Annotated in this window: 17 protein-coding genes and 1 pseudogene; 9 read left to right on the top strand and 9 right to left on the bottom strand. The window is 72.3% G+C overall.

Annotated elements, in window-relative coordinates; all coding sequences use genetic code 11:
• Positions 1-76: 76 nt before the first annotated feature.
• Entirely contained in the window at positions 77-1,027 is a 951-nt protein-coding gene (locus ACFYZZ_RS40915; RefSeq protein WP_389187752.1) for an NADP-dependent oxidoreductase, read from the top strand.
• 72 nt (positions 1,028-1,099) lie between these two features.
• On the opposite strand, the gene ACFYZZ_RS40910 is transcribed toward ACFYZZ_RS40915, so the two are convergent.
• From ACFYZZ_RS40910 to ACFYZZ_RS40895, 4 genes are read right to left on the bottom strand one after another with little or no spacing between them, the layout of a single operon-like run.
• On the bottom strand, positions 1,100-1,423 hold the full coding sequence (locus tag ACFYZZ_RS40910; RefSeq protein WP_389187749.1) for a DUF202 domain-containing protein: 324 nt from the start codon (positions 1,421-1,423) through the stop codon (positions 1,100-1,102).
• A complete protein-coding gene (locus ACFYZZ_RS40905; protein WP_389187747.1) occupies positions 1,411-1,803 on the bottom strand; it encodes a YidH family protein in 393 nt (130 codons plus the stop codon). The genes ACFYZZ_RS40910 and ACFYZZ_RS40905 overlap by 13 nt, the downstream gene beginning before the upstream one ends.
• 21 nt (positions 1,804-1,824) lie before the next feature.
• Positions 1,825-2,340, bottom strand: a complete 516-nt coding sequence (locus tag ACFYZZ_RS40900) for an NUDIX hydrolase (RefSeq protein ID WP_389187744.1) — start codon at positions 2,338-2,340, stop codon at positions 1,825-1,827.
• A gap of 33 nt (positions 2,341-2,373) precedes the next feature.
• Positions 2,374-3,282 (bottom strand): DMT family transporter, encoded by a 909-nt coding sequence (locus tag ACFYZZ_RS40895; protein ID WP_389187741.1) that lies wholly within the window; start codon positions 3,280-3,282, stop codon positions 2,374-2,376.
• Positions 3,283-3,587: 305 nt separating this feature from the next.
• Between ACFYZZ_RS40895 and ACFYZZ_RS40890 the strand changes: the two genes are divergently transcribed.
• From ACFYZZ_RS40890 to polX, 4 genes are all read left to right on the top strand, one after another.
• Positions 3,588-4,604: a hypothetical protein gene (locus tag ACFYZZ_RS40890; RefSeq protein ID WP_389187738.1), complete on the top strand. Its 1,017-nt coding sequence runs from the start codon at positions 3,588-3,590 to the stop codon at positions 4,602-4,604.
• A gap of 78 nt (positions 4,605-4,682) precedes the next feature.
• Positions 4,683-5,411 carry a molybdopterin-dependent oxidoreductase gene (locus ACFYZZ_RS40885; protein ID WP_389187735.1) on the top strand — a complete coding sequence of 243 codons (729 nt, stop codon included), beginning with the start codon at positions 4,683-4,685 and terminating at the stop codon, positions 5,409-5,411.
• Positions 5,395-6,021, top strand: a complete 627-nt coding sequence (locus ACFYZZ_RS40880) for a cytochrome b/b6 domain-containing protein (protein WP_389187732.1) — start codon at positions 5,395-5,397, stop codon at positions 6,019-6,021. The genes ACFYZZ_RS40885 and ACFYZZ_RS40880 overlap by 17 nt, the downstream gene beginning before the upstream one ends.
• 35 nt (positions 6,022-6,056) lie before the next feature.
• Complete coding sequence (gene polX, locus ACFYZZ_RS40875; RefSeq protein ID WP_389187728.1) at positions 6,057-7,784, top strand: DNA polymerase/3'-5' exonuclease PolX; 1,728 nt, start codon at positions 6,057-6,059, stop codon at positions 7,782-7,784.
• Positions 7,785-7,793: 9 nt separating this feature from the next.
• On the opposite strand, the gene ACFYZZ_RS40870 is transcribed toward polX, so the two are convergent.
• Genes ACFYZZ_RS40870 through ACFYZZ_RS40860 form a run of 3 tightly spaced genes read right to left on the bottom strand, consistent with a single transcriptional unit; the run spans position 7,794 to position 10,535 of the window.
• Positions 7,794-8,909, bottom strand: coding sequence for a CapA family protein (locus ACFYZZ_RS40870; protein WP_389187725.1), 1,116 nt, complete (start codon positions 8,907-8,909; stop codon positions 7,794-7,796).
• Positions 8,910-8,918: 9 nt separating this feature from the next.
• Positions 8,919-10,223, bottom strand: coding sequence for a phosphoribosyltransferase family protein (locus ACFYZZ_RS40865; protein WP_389187723.1), 1,305 nt, complete (start codon positions 10,221-10,223; stop codon positions 8,919-8,921).
• A gap of 12 nt (positions 10,224-10,235) precedes the next feature.
• A complete protein-coding gene (locus ACFYZZ_RS40860; RefSeq protein ID WP_389187720.1) occupies positions 10,236-10,535 on the bottom strand; it encodes a dsRBD fold-containing protein in 300 nt (99 codons plus the stop codon).
• A gap of 127 nt (positions 10,536-10,662) precedes the next feature.
• Here ACFYZZ_RS40860 and ACFYZZ_RS40855 point away from each other — a divergent pair, with 127 nt between their 5' ends.
• Positions 10,663-11,037 carry a YchJ family protein gene (locus ACFYZZ_RS40855; protein WP_386574656.1) on the top strand — a complete coding sequence of 125 codons (375 nt, stop codon included), beginning with the start codon at positions 10,663-10,665 and terminating at the stop codon, positions 11,035-11,037.
• Here ACFYZZ_RS40855 and ACFYZZ_RS40850 read toward each other — a convergent pair.
• Entirely contained in the window at positions 11,034-11,735 is a 702-nt protein-coding gene (locus ACFYZZ_RS40850; RefSeq protein ID WP_389187717.1) for a FadR/GntR family transcriptional regulator, read from the bottom strand. The two genes, ACFYZZ_RS40855 and ACFYZZ_RS40850, sit on opposite strands and share 4 nt — an antisense overlap.
• A gap of 142 nt (positions 11,736-11,877) precedes the next feature.
• On the opposite strand from ACFYZZ_RS40850, the gene ACFYZZ_RS40845 reads away from it, so the two are divergent.
• From ACFYZZ_RS40845 to ACFYZZ_RS40835, 3 genes and pseudogenes are all read left to right on the top strand, one after another.
• Positions 11,878-12,396, top strand: a complete 519-nt coding sequence (locus tag ACFYZZ_RS40845) for a gluconokinase (RefSeq protein ID WP_386574658.1) — start codon at positions 11,878-11,880, stop codon at positions 12,394-12,396.
• A gap of 39 nt (positions 12,397-12,435) precedes the next feature.
• A complete protein-coding gene (locus ACFYZZ_RS40840) occupies positions 12,436-13,833 on the top strand; it encodes a GntP family permease (RefSeq protein WP_389187714.1) in 1,398 nt (465 codons plus the stop codon).
• Between the two features lie 20 nt (positions 13,834-13,853).
• A pseudogene (locus ACFYZZ_RS40835) lies at positions 13,854-14,087 on the top strand (L-idonate 5-dehydrogenase); the annotation flags it as partial.
• Here ACFYZZ_RS40835 and ACFYZZ_RS40830 read toward each other — a convergent pair.
• Complete coding sequence (locus ACFYZZ_RS40830; RefSeq protein ID WP_386574662.1) at positions 14,084-15,427, bottom strand: M1 family metallopeptidase; 1,344 nt, start codon at positions 15,425-15,427, stop codon at positions 14,084-14,086. The pseudogene ACFYZZ_RS40835 and the gene ACFYZZ_RS40830 sit on opposite strands and share 4 nt — an antisense overlap.
• Between the last annotated feature and the right edge of the window lie 24 nt (positions 15,428-15,451).

Genomic DNA, 15,451 nt, shown 5'->3' with positions numbered 1-15,451 from the left:
CAGGCTACGCGCGCAAACGGGACATATCGGGGCATACCGGTTGCGTGGCGCACGAGTACCCCGGAAGGTCGAGGGCATGAAGGGCATCAGCTACAGCCGCTACGGCGGACCCGAGGTGCTGGAGTACGGGGAGGTCCGCGACCCGAAGGTCGGCCCCGACCAGGTGCTGGTCAAGGTGCGCGCGGCAGCGGTCAACCCGGTCGACTGGAAGTGTCGCGAGGGCTACCTCGACCCCGTCCTGGACGCCGTCTTCCCGGTCGTCCCGGGCTGGGACGTGAGCGGTGTGGTGGTGCAGCCCGGAGTCGCCGTCACGGAGTTCTCCGTCGGCGACGAGGTGATCGGCTACGTCCGCGAGGACTTCCTGTCCCGGGGCACCTTCGCCGAGTACGTCGCCGCGCCCGTGCGCACCCTGGCCCGCAAGCCGCGCAACCTGTCCTTCGAGGAGGCCGCGGGACTGCCGCTGGCCGGGCTCACCGCCTACCAGGTCCTGGTGAAGACGCTGGAGATCAAGCGCGGTGAGACCGTGCTGGTGCACGCGGCGGCCGGCGGGGTCGGCTCGCTGGCCGTCCAGATCGGCGCCCACGTGGGCGCCCGGATGATCGGCACGGCGAGCGAGCGCAACCACGACTTCGTACGCAGCCTCGGCGGCGAGCCGGTCACCTACGGCGAGGGCCTGGCCGAACGGGTGCGCGGAATGGCTCCCGAGGGCGTGGACGCGGTCTTCGACACCGTCGGCGGTGACACGCTGAAGGTCTCCGCCAACCTGCTCGCCCCCGAGGGCCGGCTCGCGTCCATCGCCGACGCCGAGGTGCTGAGCTACGGCGGCCGGTACTGCTTCGTCCGCCCCGACGCCGCGGACCTGGCCCGCCTGACCGAGCTGGCGGAGCAGGGGGCCGTGTCCGTGCACGTCCAGGAGGCCCTGCCGCTGGAGCGGACGGCGGACGCGCACCGGCTGAGCCAGGAGGGGCGCACCCGGGGCAAGATCGTGGTCACGGTGGACTGGGAGGCCGAGGAGGGCACCGACTAGACCCGGCAGGGGAAGGCGCCGTCTGGACCGGCAGGGGGAGGCACCGCCTGGACCGGCAGGGGGAGGCACCGCCTAGAACACGAGTACGGCCGCGCACGCGGCCATCGCCACCGTGCACAGCACCGCCGCCGTCGCGTGCCGGGGTGTCAGCGCGGCCGGGTGCGGGCCGGCCGCGAGCGCGCGGATCCGGTGGTGGGCCACCCACAGGAAGCCCAGCCAGAGGGCGCAGCACAGGGCGCCCAGGACGACACCGACGGCCGTGGGTCCGCCGTGCAGCGCGGTCCGCACGGCGAGTACGGCGGCCACGGTGCTCGACAGCGTCGTACGCCGCCAGGCCAGCCGGGTGCGCTCCGGCTGCAGCCCGGGATCCCGGGCCTCGGTGCTCACCCTTCCCATCCGACCAGCACCACCACGACCATCGCGACCGCCACCACCGCGACCACCAGGCTCAGCATCGCCGGGAAGCGGGACGCCGGAAGATCCTCGCCCCGCCGCATCGCCCGCTCGCAGGCCACCCAGTGGTTCACCGCACGCAGCGAGCACAGCAGACCGGCGCCGAGCAGCGCGAGCGCCAGGCCGACCCGCGACGCCCAGCGCAGGTCCGGCAGGAACTGGTCCACCGCGAAACCGCCGCCGATCAGCGCGAGCGCGGTGCGCAGCCAGGCCAGGAACGTGCGCTCGTTGGCCAGCGAGAACCGGTAGTCGGGTGTGCTGCCCTCCTCGCGCACCTGTTCCGGGGCGAACCAGAGCCGGACGTTCCGTACGAATTCGATCACGCGCAGGACCCTACCGGGGCCTCAACGGGCGGCACGAAACGCCCTCAGGCGCTCGTACGCCGCCAGACCGTCCGGCACCCACTCCCAGTCGCCGAGCCGCTGCTCGACCTCGTCCTCGGGCAGGAAGTCGTGCCACTGGACCTCCTCCGCCTGGGGCTGTACCGGAAGGTCGCACCGCACCTCGTACACCGCCGACCACCAGCTGTTCCCGGCCCCGTCGTCGTAGAGGAACTTGAACAGGAAGGCCGGCCGGGGCAGGCCGGTCACGCCCAGCTCCTCCTCCGCCTCCCGCAGCGCCGCCTCGTCGTAGGACTCGCCGGCGCCCACGACCCCGCCGACGAACATGTCGTAGAGGGCCGGGAACACCAGCTTGGTCGCGGTGCGCCGGTGGACGAAGAGCCGCCCGGCCGCGTCCCGGGCCTGGATGAACACGCACCGGTGGCGCAGGCCCCGGGCGTACGCCTCGCCGCGCGCGACCTGGGCGACGACGCGGTCGTGCTCGTCGACGATGTCGAGGATCTCGTCAGCAGGGTTCATGCCCGTATCCAAGCAGGGCCCCGCGCGGCCGGCTCAGCGTGCCGTCAGGTCCCTCGCGCGCTCCGCCTGCGTGCCGCACGGCATCGCCGGGTGCAGCCCGAGCAGCACGATGCCCGCGACGATCGCCGCGAGCCCCGCGGCCTCCCAGGCCAGCGCCCCGGTGTCGGTGTGCAGCCGGTCGCCGAGGAAGCCCACCCCGCACAGGATGCCGGCGAGCGGCTGGGCCGCGGTGAGCGCGGGCAGCGACATGCGCAGCGGGGCCGTCTCGAAGGCGCTCTGCACCAGGACGAGACCGGTGATGCCCAGCGCGAGCACGCCGTACGGCTGCCAGCTGGTGAGCAGTTCCGTGAAGCCGCCCTCGGAGAAGCGGGTGCCGCTCACCCGGGTCAGCGCGTCCTGCACGCCGTACAGCAGCCCGGCGGCGGTCGCCAGCAGCACCGGGCCCCAGCTCAGCCGGGACCGCTTGGCGTACGTCGTGAGCACCATGGCCGCGCCGAGCATCGCGCCGATGATCAGCCAGTGCCGCACCGGGTCGGCGACCGCGCTGCCACCGCGCGGCTCGCCCGCCATGATGAACGCGCTCACGCCGCCCGCGAGCAGCGCGAGGCCGGTCCAGCCCTGACGGCCCAGGGACTGTCTGGTCTGGTGGCGGGAGAGGGCGAGCGCGAACAGCAGGTTCGTGGCGAGCAGCGGCTCGACGAGCGAGATCTCACCCTTGCCGAGCGCGACGGCACCCAGCGCCATGCCGGCCGTCATCAGGCCGATGCCGCCGAGCCAGCGCGGCACCCGCATCAGGTCGAGCAGCAGCCGGAACGACAGGAAGTCGCCGAGCGGTGCCTTCTGGGCGGCGTTCTGCTGGAGCACGAATCCGAAACCGACACAGCCGGCCGCGCTCACGGCGAGGAAGAGAACCAGAACCGACACGCTGCGTACCTCGATCATCCGGCCGGACCACGGACGCGTAGTGGCCGACTGTAGCGCTCCCGGGGCCGCATCGCCCCGGAGAGACCCGGAACAGTCCGGCCATGGTCGGCCGCGCGGACGCGCGGCGCCATGGCGTACGCCACAGAAGCCCGTCCCCACCTCGCCTCTGTGGTACGGCAAACAGGGCGTCTGCACGTCAAGTGCCTTGCCCCGCAAGATGGTTGAAGTGAGCACCAACCCGGGTTCCGCTTGACGCAAACCTTGGCTGGGGGTTTGCTGTGCGTGATCGGTCGATGGCAGCCCGAGAAACAGGAAGTCCTGCGGTGACCCCACTCCCGCCTCTGCTCGGCGCTCGCCGGGCCCCCACGGACCAGTCCGGCGACACCGCCCCGGACGACTCCGGCGTCTTACCGGATGCCTTCGACGACGCGCTCGGCGACGCCGAACTCCTCGCCGCCCGGGCCGCGCTGGCCCAGGGCCGCTGGCAGGTCGCCCGGTCGTTGCTGCTGCACACCGGCGACGACTGGGACCGGCGGGGGCACCGGGCCACCGTGCTCGCCGCGGAGCCCTACGCCGCCGCCTGGTCGCACGAGTGGCTGCTCGCCGAGCCCGGCTCAGCCGACGCCGCCACCCTGCACGCCCTCGCCCTGGTCCAGCGCACCCTGCGCGGCAAGGACGACGCCGACCGGGCCCGCGAGGCCTGCCACACCGCCGCCACGCTCGCCCCCGCCGACCCCACCCCCTGGCTCGGCCTGCTCCAGCTGGCCCGCACCCAGGGCCCGGAGCACGAGGTGCTGCGCACCTTCGCCCAACTGCGCGAGCGGCATCCCGAGCACCACCACGGACACCACCTGCTGGTCGCCCGGCTCGCCGAGCGGCCCCAGGGCGGCCGGGCCGAGTCCCACGAGGTGTACGACCTCGCCGAGCTGGCCGCCGCCGAGGCCCCTGCCGACTCCCCGCTGGCCGTCCTGCCGGTGGTCGCGTACGCCGAGCGCTACCGGGTCCTGGCCGCCACCGGGCCGACCCCCGGCGACCCGGTCGGCTCCGGGCACTGGTCGGGCCCCCGGGCCCGCCGGATCCTGCGCGCGGCCTTCGACTGGTGGCTGGAGTGGGAGCACGACGACCACCCCCGCCGCCACATCGACCTCAACCACCTGGCGTTCGCCATGTCCTCGGCCGGCCGCCCGGCCGAGGCCGCGGCCCTCTTCCAGCGCATCGGCCGGCACGCCACCCGGGCCCCCTGGTCCTACCCGCACCGCGACGCCTGGCAGGCCTTCCGCACCGCCCGCTCCCGCGCACTCGGCAGACCGTTACCCGAGGCGTCGTTTCCCGAGCCGTAGGTGAGAAGTGATTACGGAAGTCTGACCTGTGGCCCGACTCCCTGGCCCGAGAGAGGCCGGAAGTGCTCGAATGACTACGTGAACTCTGAACCAGCCGAGGAACCGGAGGGCAGGCCGATCGGCCGCCGTGTCTTCCTCGGCACCCTCGGCCTGGGCGCCCTCGGCGTCGCCGCCGCTCCGGTGCTGCAACGCGGCCTGGAGGGCTTCCTCGGCACCGTCTCCGGCAAGGACCCCACGGGCCTGACCGGCCTGCTGCCCAACGGCGGCGGCTTCCGCTACTACTCGGTCGCCGCGTCCGTCCCGCACAAGAGCCCCGCCGACTACCGGCTCACCGTCGACGGCCTGGTCGACCACCCGCACACCTACACCCTCGCCGAGCTGCGTGCCCTGCCGCAGACCCGGCTGGTCAAGGACGTCCAGTGCGTCACCGGCTGGCGGGTCCCGGGCACCCCCTTCGAGGGCGTACGCCTCTCCCACCTGCTGGACGCCGCAGGCGTCCGGGCCTCCGGCAAGGCCATCCGCTTCACCTGCTTCGACGGCACCTACACCGAGAGCCTCACCCTCGCCCAGGCCCGCCGCCCGGACGTCCTGGTCGCCCTGCGCATGCAGGACAAGGACATCGGCCACGACCACGGCGGCCCGGCCCGGCTCTACGTCGCCCCCATGTACTTCTACAAGTCGGCCAAATGGCTCTCCGGCATCACCGTGACCGACGAGGTCCGGCCCGGTTACTGGGAGAACCTCGGCTACGACGTCGACGCCTGGGTCGGCCGCTCGAACGGACGGACCGATGAGCCTACGAGCTGAGACCCCGGCCCCGACGAACGCGCGCGTCCACCGCTTCAGCCGGGCCGAACGGTGGGTGCACCGCACCACGGCCGCCCTGATGGGCGTGTGCGTGGTGACCGCGGCCTGCCTCTACATCCCGCAGCTGGCCGTGCTCGTCGGGCGCCGCGCACTGGTCGTACGCATCCACGAGTGCGCCGGGCTGGCCCTGCCCGTCCCGGTCCTGCTCGGCCTGGCCTCCCGGGCCTTCCGCACCGACCTGCGCTTCCTCAACCGCTTCGGCCCCCACGACCGCGTGTGGCTGCGCGCCGTGCTCGTGCGCGACAAGCGCCACTCCTCGCGCCCGGCGGGCAAGTTCAACGCGGGCCAGAAGGTCTACGCCGCCTGGATCGCCGGGGCCACCCTGGTCATGCTCGGCACCGGCCTGATGATGTGGTTCACCCACCTCACCCCGCTGATGTGGCGCACCTCGGCGACCTTCGTCCACGACTGGCTGGCGCTGACCATCGGCGTGGTCCTGGCCGGCCACATCGGCATGGCACTGGCGGACCCGGAGGCACGCCGGGGACTGCGGACGGGGTCGGTGAGCAGGGAGTGGGCCAAGCGGGAGCACCCCTTGTGGCGTCCCTGAGGACGCGGCGAGCGGTCTCTTCCTAGACTTGAAGGGTGGCCCGGCGCAATGAAGAGGTCGAGGCGCTCCTGCAGGAGTACGCGGACCTCATCGCGATCACGGGAGGCGACGCCTTCAAGGCGCGCGCCTACGAGAAGGCCGCGCGTGCCATCGGCGGCCATCCCACGGACATCTCCCAGCTGGACGCCGACGGCTTGAAGGAGATCCCGAACGTGGGTAAGTCGATCGCCGAGAAGGTGATCGAGTACCTGCGCACCGGCAAGATGGCCGTGGTCGAGGAGCGTCGGGCGAAGATCCCCGCCGGCGTGCGGGCACTGATCACGATCCCCACGCTCGGTCCGAAGAAGGCACTGCGGCTCTACGAGGACCTGCACATCTCCTCGGTCGACGAACTGGCCGCGGCCATCGAGGCGGACGCGCTGGCCGACCTGAAGGGGTTCGGCGAGAAGACGCAGGAGAACCTCCGGCACGGCATCGAGCTGATGCAGCGCGCGGGCGGGCGGATCCCGCTGTCCCTCGCGCTGGAGACCGCCGAGGAGATCGTCGCCGAGCTGTCCGCGGTGACCGGCTGCAAGCGCTGCACCTACGCCGGGTCCGTGCGCCGGATGAGGGAGACCATCGGGGACCTTGACGTGCTCGTGGCGGCGAAACGGTCCGCCCCCTTCATGGAGGCCTTGTGTGCCCTGCCGTCCACCGCCGAGGTCATCGCCCAGGGCACGAAGAAGACGTCGATCCGCACCGGCAAGGGCCTCCAGGTCGACCTGCGGGTGCTGCCGCCAGACTCATGGGGCGCCGGACTGCAGTACTTCACCGGCTCCAAGGCGCACAACATCCGCACCCGCACCATCGCCGTCCACCAGGGGCTGAAGCTGTCCGAGTACGGCCTGTTCGACGCGGAGAGCGACGAATCGCTCGCCTCCCGCACGGAGGAGGAGGTGTACGACCGGCTCGGCCTGCCCTGGATCCCGCCCACGCTGCGCGAGGACCGGGGAGAGATCGAAGCGGCCCTGCATGGCGAGCTGCCCGAGGTCCTGAGCGAGCGTGACATCCGCGGCGACCTGCACACCCACACGGACCTCACCGACGGCCTCGCACCGCTGGAGACGATGCTGGAGGCCGCCGCCGCACGCGGCTACGCCTACTACGCGGTCACCGACCACGCGCCCAACCTGTACATGCAGCGCATGACCGACGAGAAGATCCTCGCCCAGCGGGAGCAACTGCGAGAACTGGACGGCACGTTGGGCAGGATGAGACTCCTGCACGGTACGGAGCTGAACATCGGCCCCGACGGCGACGTGGACTGGCCGGACGACTTCCTGGCCGGCTTCGACCTGTGCGTGGCCTCCCTGCACTCGCACTTCGACCTGGACCGGGGGGCGATGACCCGGCGGCTCCTGCGGGCCTGCGAGAACCCGTACGTGAACGTCATCGGCCACCCGACCACCCGGCTCATCGGCAAACGGCCGGGCGTCGACGCCGACTGGGACGAGGTGTTCGCCGCCTGCGCCCGCCACGGCACCGCGCTGGAGGTCAACGCCCAGCCGGACCGGCTGGACCTGCGTGACGAGGACATCCTGCGGGCCCGGGAGCACGGGGTGAAGTTCGCCGTGAACACCGACGCCCACTCCGTCCTCCACCTCGACCAACTGCGCTACGGCGTCGCCACCGCACAGCGCGGCTGGCTCACCAAGGACGACGTGATCAACACCTGGCCCCTGACCCGCCTGCGCAAGTTCCTGCGCAAGGCCGGGCGGAGCTGAACTCCCGTTTCACCGCAGGGCCCGCACCGTGAGTGTGCCGTCGTCCCCCAGCTCGACCCGGGTGCCGAAGTCATGGCTGCACCGGTCGAGGGTGGCGCGCAGCCAGGCGGTGTCCTCGGCCGACGCGTGCTCCAGGCGCATCCGGCGGGCCTGGAGCGGCACCATCCGCAGGCCGGTCAGCCGGCCTGTACCGGGTTCGAGCGAGGCCAGGTACAGCAGCCGCAGGTCGTCCCGGTAACGCTCGTAGCCGCCGATGCCCTCGTAGTCGTCGACCAGGTCGCCGCAGCCGTACAGCACAAGTCGGTCGCGGTACACCTCCACCGGGCGCGGGTGGTGCGAGGAGTGGCCGTGGACGACGTCCACCCCGGCGTCGACGAGCGCGTGGGCGAAGCGGACCTCGGCGTGCGAGACGCCGTAGCCCCAGTTGGAGCCCCAGTGGACGGAGGCGACCACGATGTCGTCCGGGCGGCCGGCCTGTCGCAGCCGGTCGGCGAAGGCGGCCGCGGCGTCCTCGGTCGGCGCGGCGACCAGGGCCACCCCGGACCGCTCGGCACCGGCGGCCCAGCCGTGCGGGATGCCGCTGGACGGCATCCCGAAGGAGAAGACCAGCACACGTCCGCCCGCCTGCAGCGGTACGGCCGCCGGACGCCAGGCCGCGTCCTCGTCCCGGCCGGCACCCGCGATGCGCAGCCCGGCCGCCGCAAGGGAGTCCAGCGTCTCCAGGAGGCCCTGCATCCCGAAGTCGAGCACGTGGTTGTTGGCGAGCACACAGACGTCGGGCCGCGCCGCGGCGAGAGCGGGCAGGTTGGCCGGGTTCATCCGGTAGTGGACTCCCTTGCCCGGCGCGAAGCGGCCGTCCTCGGTGACCGCCGTCTCCAGATTGATCACCCGCACGTCGGGCGCGGCACGCTCCAGCACCGGCAGCGCCTCGCCCCAGGGCCAGGCGGGGGCCACCGGCTGCGGTACCGGACCGTTTGCCGCCTCCGCCAGGGCGACGTAGTCGCGGGCGTCGTGCAGGTAGCCCTCCCGAAGGGCGGGGTCACCGGGGTGCGGGAGGATCTGGTCGACGCCCCGGCCGAGCATGACGTCACCGGCGAGGAACAGGGTGACGAGCCCCTCGGGCATGATCCCCACCTACACGTGCGCGGGTGCCATGTGGTCGGTGAACCAGTCGCGGGCCAGCTCGGTCACCCGCTCCAGGGTGCCGGGCTCCTCGAACAGATGCGTGGCGCCGGGGACCACCTCAAGCCGGTTCTCGCACCGCAGTTGCGCCTGTGCCTCCTGGTTGAGCCCGAGCACCTGGATGTCGGCCCCGCCCACGATGAGCAGCGTGGGCGCCGTCACCTCGGGCAGCCGCGGCCCGGCGAGGTCGGGCCGGCCACCGCGGGAGACGACCGCGGCGGGGCGCGCCGACGGTTCGGCGGCCGCCCACAGGGCGGCGGCCGCGCCGGTGCTGGCGCCGAAGTAGCCGACGGCGAGCCCTTCGACGTCGGGTTCCTCGCGCAGCCATCCGGTGGCGCCGGCCAGCCGCCCGGCCAGCAGCCCGATGTCGAACACGTTGGCCCGGTCGCGCTCCTCGGCCTCGGTGAGCAGGTCGAACAGAAGGGTGCCGAGGCCGGCCCGGTTCAGTCCCTCGGCCACGAACCGGTTGCGCGGGCTGTGTCGGCTGCTGCCGCTGCCGTGGGCGAAGGCGACGACCCCGGTCGCGCCCTCGGGCAGGGTGAGCCGCCCGCGCAGCCGTACGGCACCGGCCGCCACCTCCACCTCGCGGTCCTCGGCGCCGGTGCCGGCGAACCGGTCGTGCCGCCTGGCCGCCTGCCGCAGACAGGCCGTGACCTCGTCGTCGTCGGTCTGGGCGAAGTCGACGTAGAACTGGCCGATCGCGAGGAAGTCGTCCGGGGTGTCCAGGCTGACCAGTTCGTCGGCGTCCCCGCCGAGCCGCCGGGCGAAGTCCCGTGGCGCCACGGGGACCGCCAGCACGATCCGCGCCGCGCCCCGGGCCCGGGCGATCTGGCAGGCCGCCCGCGCGGTCGAGCCGGTGGCCACACCGTCGTCGACGACCACGGCGGTCCGGCCCGCGACGGCGACGGGCGTGCGGTCGCCCCGGTAGCGGGCGGCCCGCTGTGCGAGCACCTCGCGCTCGTGTCTCTCGACCCGTTCCAGTGCCGCCGGGCCGACGCCGGTGAGGCGCAGCACCTCGTCGTTGATCACCCGTACGCCGCCCTCGCCGATCGCGCCCATGCCCAGCTCCGGCTGGTCGGGCACGCCCAGCTTGCGCACCAGGCAGACGTCCAGGGGGGCGTCGAGCGCCTCGGCGACCGCCGCGCCGACCGGCACCCCGCCGCGCGGCAGTCCCAGCACCACGACGTCCTGACCCCTCAGGTACTCGAGACGGGCGCCCAGCAGCCGCCCCGCCTCGACTCGGTCGGTGAAGAGCACGGCACAGCTCCGTCATCCCTGGGTCGGCCAGAGGGGCGCGGGAGTGTCGATCTCGATCGCGCCCATCTCCTTCATGTCGCCCGCGGCCGCGCGCAGCAGCAGGCGGCCCATGGCGATCAGCGCACGTCCGGCCGCGAGTTCGTCACCGATCTCGGGCACCGCCGTGTCGTAGGGGCTCCTGCGGGCCTCCGCGTGGCTCTCCAGGACGTTGTCCCCGGTGTCCAGGATGATCCGGGCCGTGGTGTCCGGGTCGTGTTCGGACAGGTACAGGTTCAGCCGCCATTCCTTGACGGACGGAGGACGGTTGCTCACGGGTCGAGTCATCGTCCGTCTCTCCTCACTGCGCTGCGAGGCAACGGGACGCACCGGCGCGTCTCCTCTTCCACTGTGCACCGCACCGGCGGCGGGCGCCTCCCCGGTCACGGGCAGAATGTGGGCCATGACCACGCGCACCTGCCCCTGCGGCCGACCCGAGTCCTACGACGCCTGCTGCGGCCGCTTCCACTCGGGGTCCGCCGCCGCGCCGACCGCCGAGGCGCTGATGCGGTCGCGGTACAGCGCGTTCGTGAAGGGGGACACGGGGTACCTGCTGCGGACCTGGCATCCCCGGACCCGGCCGGAACGGCTGGACCTGGACCCGGGCATGAAGTGGACGGGGCTGGAGATCCTCGGCAGCACCGACGGGTCCGCCTTCCACACCACCGGCACGGTGACGTTCCGCGCCTCCTACCGCGGCGGCTCACTGCACGAGCGCAGCCGGTTCGAGCGGGTGGACGGGGCGTGGGTGTACGTCGACGGGGACTTCCTCGACTAGGGCGCCAGGATGTCGAGTTCCTGGAGGGCGCCCACGGTGATCTCGCGGGTCAGCTGTTCGGCGCGGGCGGCGTCGCCCGCGCGCACCGCCTCCGCGACCTGCACATGCAGGGTCACGGCAGCCGGGTCGGGGTCCTCGAACATCACCTCGTGATGGGTGCGCCCCGCCAGCACCTCCGCGACGACGTCGCCGAGACGCGCGAACATCTCGTTGCCCGAAGCCGTGAGGATGACCCGGTGGAAGGCGATGTCGTGGACCAGATACGCCTCCAGCCGGTGACCGCGTGAGTTGGACACCATGCCCAGTGCGCACTCGGTGAGTTCTGCGCACTGCTCGGCCGTGGCGTTCTTCGCGGTCAGGCCCGCCGCCACCGGCTCGATCGCCGAGCGCAGCACGGTCAGGGAGCGCAGCTGGTGCGGGCGGTCGGCGCCCGCGAGGCGCCAGCGGATGACCTGCGGGTCGTAGACGTTCCACTCGGCCTTGGGGCGGACCGTCACGCCCACCCGGCGACGGGACTCGACCAGGTGCATGGACTCCAGCACCCGAACCGCCTCGCGCATCACGGAACGTGACACCTCGAAGTGCTGTGCCAGCTCGTCGGTGCGCAGCACGCTGCCCGGCGGGTACTCGCCGGCGGTGATCGCGGGACCGAGGGTGTCCAGTACGCGGCCGTGCAGCCCCCGGCCCGGTGTGCTCATGCACTCAGAGTACGGCGTGGATCACAGAGCCAAAAAGTCAGACTTATATGTCACACACCCTTGAATTCGTCGTACCTAATAGGTTTCAGTGTGGCGACGCCGGACGTCGGCGTCGGATGTCGAGGAAGACAGCGAGGCAGTCATGCGCACCCCCCAGGTCGTCGTCGTGATGGGCGTCGCCGGGACGGGCAAGACCACGATCGGTCCTCTGCTCGCCGCCCGGCTGGGCGTCCCGTACGCCGAGGGCGACGACTTCCACCCCAAGGCCAACATCGACAAGATGTCGGCCGGGATCCCGCTCCAGGACGCCGACAGGTGGCCGTGGCTCGACGCCATCGGTCACTGGGCGCACGGGCGGGCCGGGCTCGGCGGGGTGGTCAGCAGCTCGGCGCTGAAGCGGTCGTACCGGGACCGGCTCCGGGCCGTGGCGCCCGGGATCGTGTTCGTGCACCTCACGGGCGACCGCCGGCTCATCGAGGACCGCATGTCCCACCGGCAGGGTCACTTCATGCCGACCGCCCTGCTGGACTCCCAGTTCGCCACCCTCCAGCCCCTGGAGTCCGACGAACAGGGAGTCGCCGTGGACGTCAGCGGCAGCCCCGAGGAGATCACCGATCGAGCCGTGAAGGCGCTCGACGCGCTCTCCGACACATCCGCGTAGCACCCCACCCCCGTCCCCCGTACCTGCAAGGGAACCCCCGTGACCAGACTCAGCGTCGAGATGCTGGCATCGGACACCGTCCAGCCCATCACCTCGGCCGGCCACGCGCAGCTCGGCATCGCCGTCCTGGCGGGCATCGCCGTCATCGTCCTGCTCATCACCAAGTTCAAGCTCCACGCCTTCCTGGCGCTGACCATCGGCTCGCTGGTCCTCGGGGCCGTCGCCGGGGCACCGCTGGACAAGGCCATCACCAGCTTCACCACCGGGCTCGGCGCCACGGTGGCCGGCGTCGGCGTCCTGATCGCGCTCGGGGCGATCCTGGGCAAGCTCCTCGCCGACTCCGGCGGCGCCGACCAGATCGTCGACACGATCCTCGCCAAGGCGGGCGGACGTGCGATGCCCTGGGCGATGGTGCTGATCGCGTCCGTGGTCGGCCTGCCGCTGTTCTTCGAGGTCGGCATCGTGCTGCTGATCCCGGTCGTGCTGATGGTCGCCAAGCGCGGCAACTACTCCCTGATGCGCATCGGCATCCCGGCGCTGGCCGGTCTGTCCGTGATGCACGGCCTGATCCCGCCGCACCCCGGCCCGCTGGTCGCGATCGACGCGGTCGGCGCCAACCTGGGCGTGACCCTGGCGCTCGGCATCCTCGTCGCCATACCCACGGTGATCATCGCCGGCCCCGTCTTCTCCCGGTTCGCCGCCCGCTGGGTGGACGTCCCGGCCCCAGACCGCATGCTCCCGCAGCGTGCCTCCGAGGAGTTGGAGCGCCGGCCCGGCTTCGGCGCGACGCTCGCCACCATGCTGCTCCCCGTGGTGCTGATGCTGGCCAAGGCCCTGGTGGACATCGTCGTCGACGACCCCACCGACATGACCCAGCGGGTCTTCGACGTCGTCGGCTCCCCGCTGATCGCGCTGCTCGCCGCGGTCATCGTCGGCTTCTTCACACTGGGCCGGGCCGCCGGGTTCGGCAAGGACCGGCTCCAGCAGACGGTCGACAAGGGCCTGATGCCCATCGCGGGCATCCTGCTGATCGTCGGTGCGGGCGGCGGCTTCAAGCAGACGCTGATCGACTCCGGCGTCGGCCAGATGATCCTGGACATCTCCAAGGACTGGTCGATCCCGGCGCTGCTGCTGGCCTGGCTGATCGCGGTGGCGATCCGGCTGGCCACCGGCTCGGCGACGGTGGCGACGATCTCCGCGGCCGGTCTGGTCGCGCCGCTCGCGGCCGACATGTCGACCACCCACACCGCCCTGCTGGTCCTCGCCATCGGCGCCGGCTCGCTCTTCTTCAGCCATGTCAACGACGCCGGCTTCTGGCTGGTGAAGGAGTACTTCGGGCTGAGCGTCGGACAGACCGTCAAGACCTGGTCAGTGATGGAGACGATCATCTCGGTGGTCGCCGGCGGACTGGTCCTGCTGCTGTCCCTGGTGATCTAGGAGCGGTACGGCGATGACGGCCGGGACAGCGCCCCTTCCCCGGAAACCTCCTGGTGAGCCGGGAGATCGAGCTGCGGGGCGCGTTCCGCTTCGACACCGAGTTCGACGAGGCACTGCGCCTGCTGGCGGCCCGCGCGGAGTTCGACGGCCGGCTGATCAGCGCGGTCGTTCCGGTACGGCAGGCCGAGGCGGCGTTCGCCCTGGCCGCCTACCGGAGCCGGTCGTGCAAAGTGCTGCTCGACTTCGAGAGCTAGACGGCCGCCCGCGTGCCCTGCATCGGCAGCGGCGGCAGTGCCGCCCCGTACACCCACGCCTCGAACAGCCCGTCCACCGGCTCGTCCGCGAACCGGGCCACGTGCGCCGTGAACGCCGACGTCGTCACCGAACCGTTCCGGTGCAGCCGCACCCAGCTGCGCACCATGAGGAAGAACGCCTCGTCGCCCAGCGCGCAGCGCACCGCGTGCAGGGTCAGGCCGCCCCGCTCGTAGAGCCGGTCGTCGAACATCGACTTGCGGCCCGGGTCGGCCAGCCGGAGGTCCTGCGGCAGCGTGGACAGCAACCGGTGTGCGGCGGCAGCCAGTTGCTGGGCGCTGCGGCCGCCCGAGCGCTCCGACCACAGCCACTCCGCGTACTTGGCGAAGCCCTCGTTCAGCCAGATGTGCCGCCAGTCGGCGATGGACACGCAGTTGCCGAACCACTGGTGCGCCAGCTCGTGCGCCACCAGCCGCTCCGAACCCCGCGCCCCGTCCACGTGGTTGGAGCCGAACAGCGACAACCCCTGTGCCTCGACGGGCACATCGAGTTCCTCCTCGGTCACCGCGACCGCGTACTCGTCGAACGGGTACGGCCCGAACAGCTCCTGGAACAGCTCCATCATCGCGGGCTGCCGCGCGAAGTCCCGGGAGAACTCGGGCAGCAGCTGCGCCGGGATGTGCCCGTGCTGCGGGATGCCGCCCGGCCCCGGGTCGCCCAGCAGCACCGTCTGGAACTTGCCGATCGCGAGACCCACCAGATAGCTGGACGTGGGCGCGGCCTGCTCGTACACCCAGGTGGTCGTCGAGGCCTTCGTCGTACGGGTCAGCAGGCGCCCGCCCGCGACCACCGCGTACGCCGACGGCGTGGTGACCGAGATCAGGTACGACGCCTTGTCGGCCGGCCGGTCGTTGCACGGGTACCAGGTCGGCGCCCCGATCGGCTGGCTCGCCACCAGCGCCCCGTCCGACAGCTCCTCCCAGCCGATCCCGCCCCAGGGGCTCGACACCGGGCCGGGGTTGCCGGACCAGTGCACCTCGACCGTGAAGGCGGCCCCGGCCCGGACCGGCTTGGCCGGGCGGATGCGCAGCCTGCCGCCACGGTGCGTGTAGTGCGGCTGCCGGCCGTCCACCCGCACCCGGCCGATCTTGAAGTCGGCCAGGTTGAGCTGGAACTCGGTGAGCGCCGTCCGTCCCGCGATGGCGTTGATCCGGGCCGTGCCCGCCAGCCGGTTCGGGCCCGGGCGGTAGTCCAGCGTGAGTTCGTAGCGGTGCACCCGGTAGCGGGAGTCACCGTTGTCCGGGAAGTACGGGTCCGGGCCGACCGACTGCTGAACTGCCACTGCTGTGTCCGCTCCCTGCGCTGT

Origin of the sequence: Streptomyces sp. NPDC001816 (genome assembly GCF_042892235.1) — a bacterium.
GTDB lineage: Bacteria > Actinomycetota > Actinomycetes > Streptomycetales > Streptomycetaceae > Streptomyces.
This window is presented reverse-complemented; position numbering and strand designations above follow the sequence as displayed.

Excerpts from the sequence above, each read along its gene's own strand:
- ACFYZZ_RS40915 (WP_389187752.1), top strand. The coding sequence starts at position 77 with ATGAAGGGCATCAGCTACAGCCGCTACGGCGGACCCGAGGTGCTGGAG.
- ACFYZZ_RS40910 (WP_389187749.1), bottom strand. The coding sequence starts at position 1,423 with ATGGGAAGGGTGAGCACCGAGGCCCGGGATCCCGGGCTGCAGCCGGAG.
- ACFYZZ_RS40900 (WP_389187744.1), bottom strand. The coding sequence starts at position 2,340 with ATGAACCCTGCTGACGAGATCCTCGACATCGTCGACGAGCACGACCGC.
- ACFYZZ_RS40895 (WP_389187741.1), bottom strand. The coding sequence starts at position 3,282 with ATGATCGAGGTACGCAGCGTGTCGGTTCTGGTTCTCTTCCTCGCCGTG.
- ACFYZZ_RS40880 (WP_389187732.1), top strand. The coding sequence starts at position 5,395 with ATGAGCCTACGAGCTGAGACCCCGGCCCCGACGAACGCGCGCGTCCAC.
- ACFYZZ_RS40870 (WP_389187725.1), bottom strand. The coding sequence starts at position 8,909 with ATGCCCGAGGGGCTCGTCACCCTGTTCCTCGCCGGTGACGTCATGCTC.
- ACFYZZ_RS40855 (WP_386574656.1), top strand. The coding sequence starts at position 10,663 with ATGACCACGCGCACCTGCCCCTGCGGCCGACCCGAGTCCTACGACGCC.
- ACFYZZ_RS40850 (WP_389187717.1), bottom strand. The coding sequence starts at position 11,735 with ATGAGCACACCGGGCCGGGGGCTGCACGGCCGCGTACTGGACACCCTC.
- ACFYZZ_RS40845 (WP_386574658.1), top strand. The coding sequence starts at position 11,878 with ATGCGCACCCCCCAGGTCGTCGTCGTGATGGGCGTCGCCGGGACGGGC.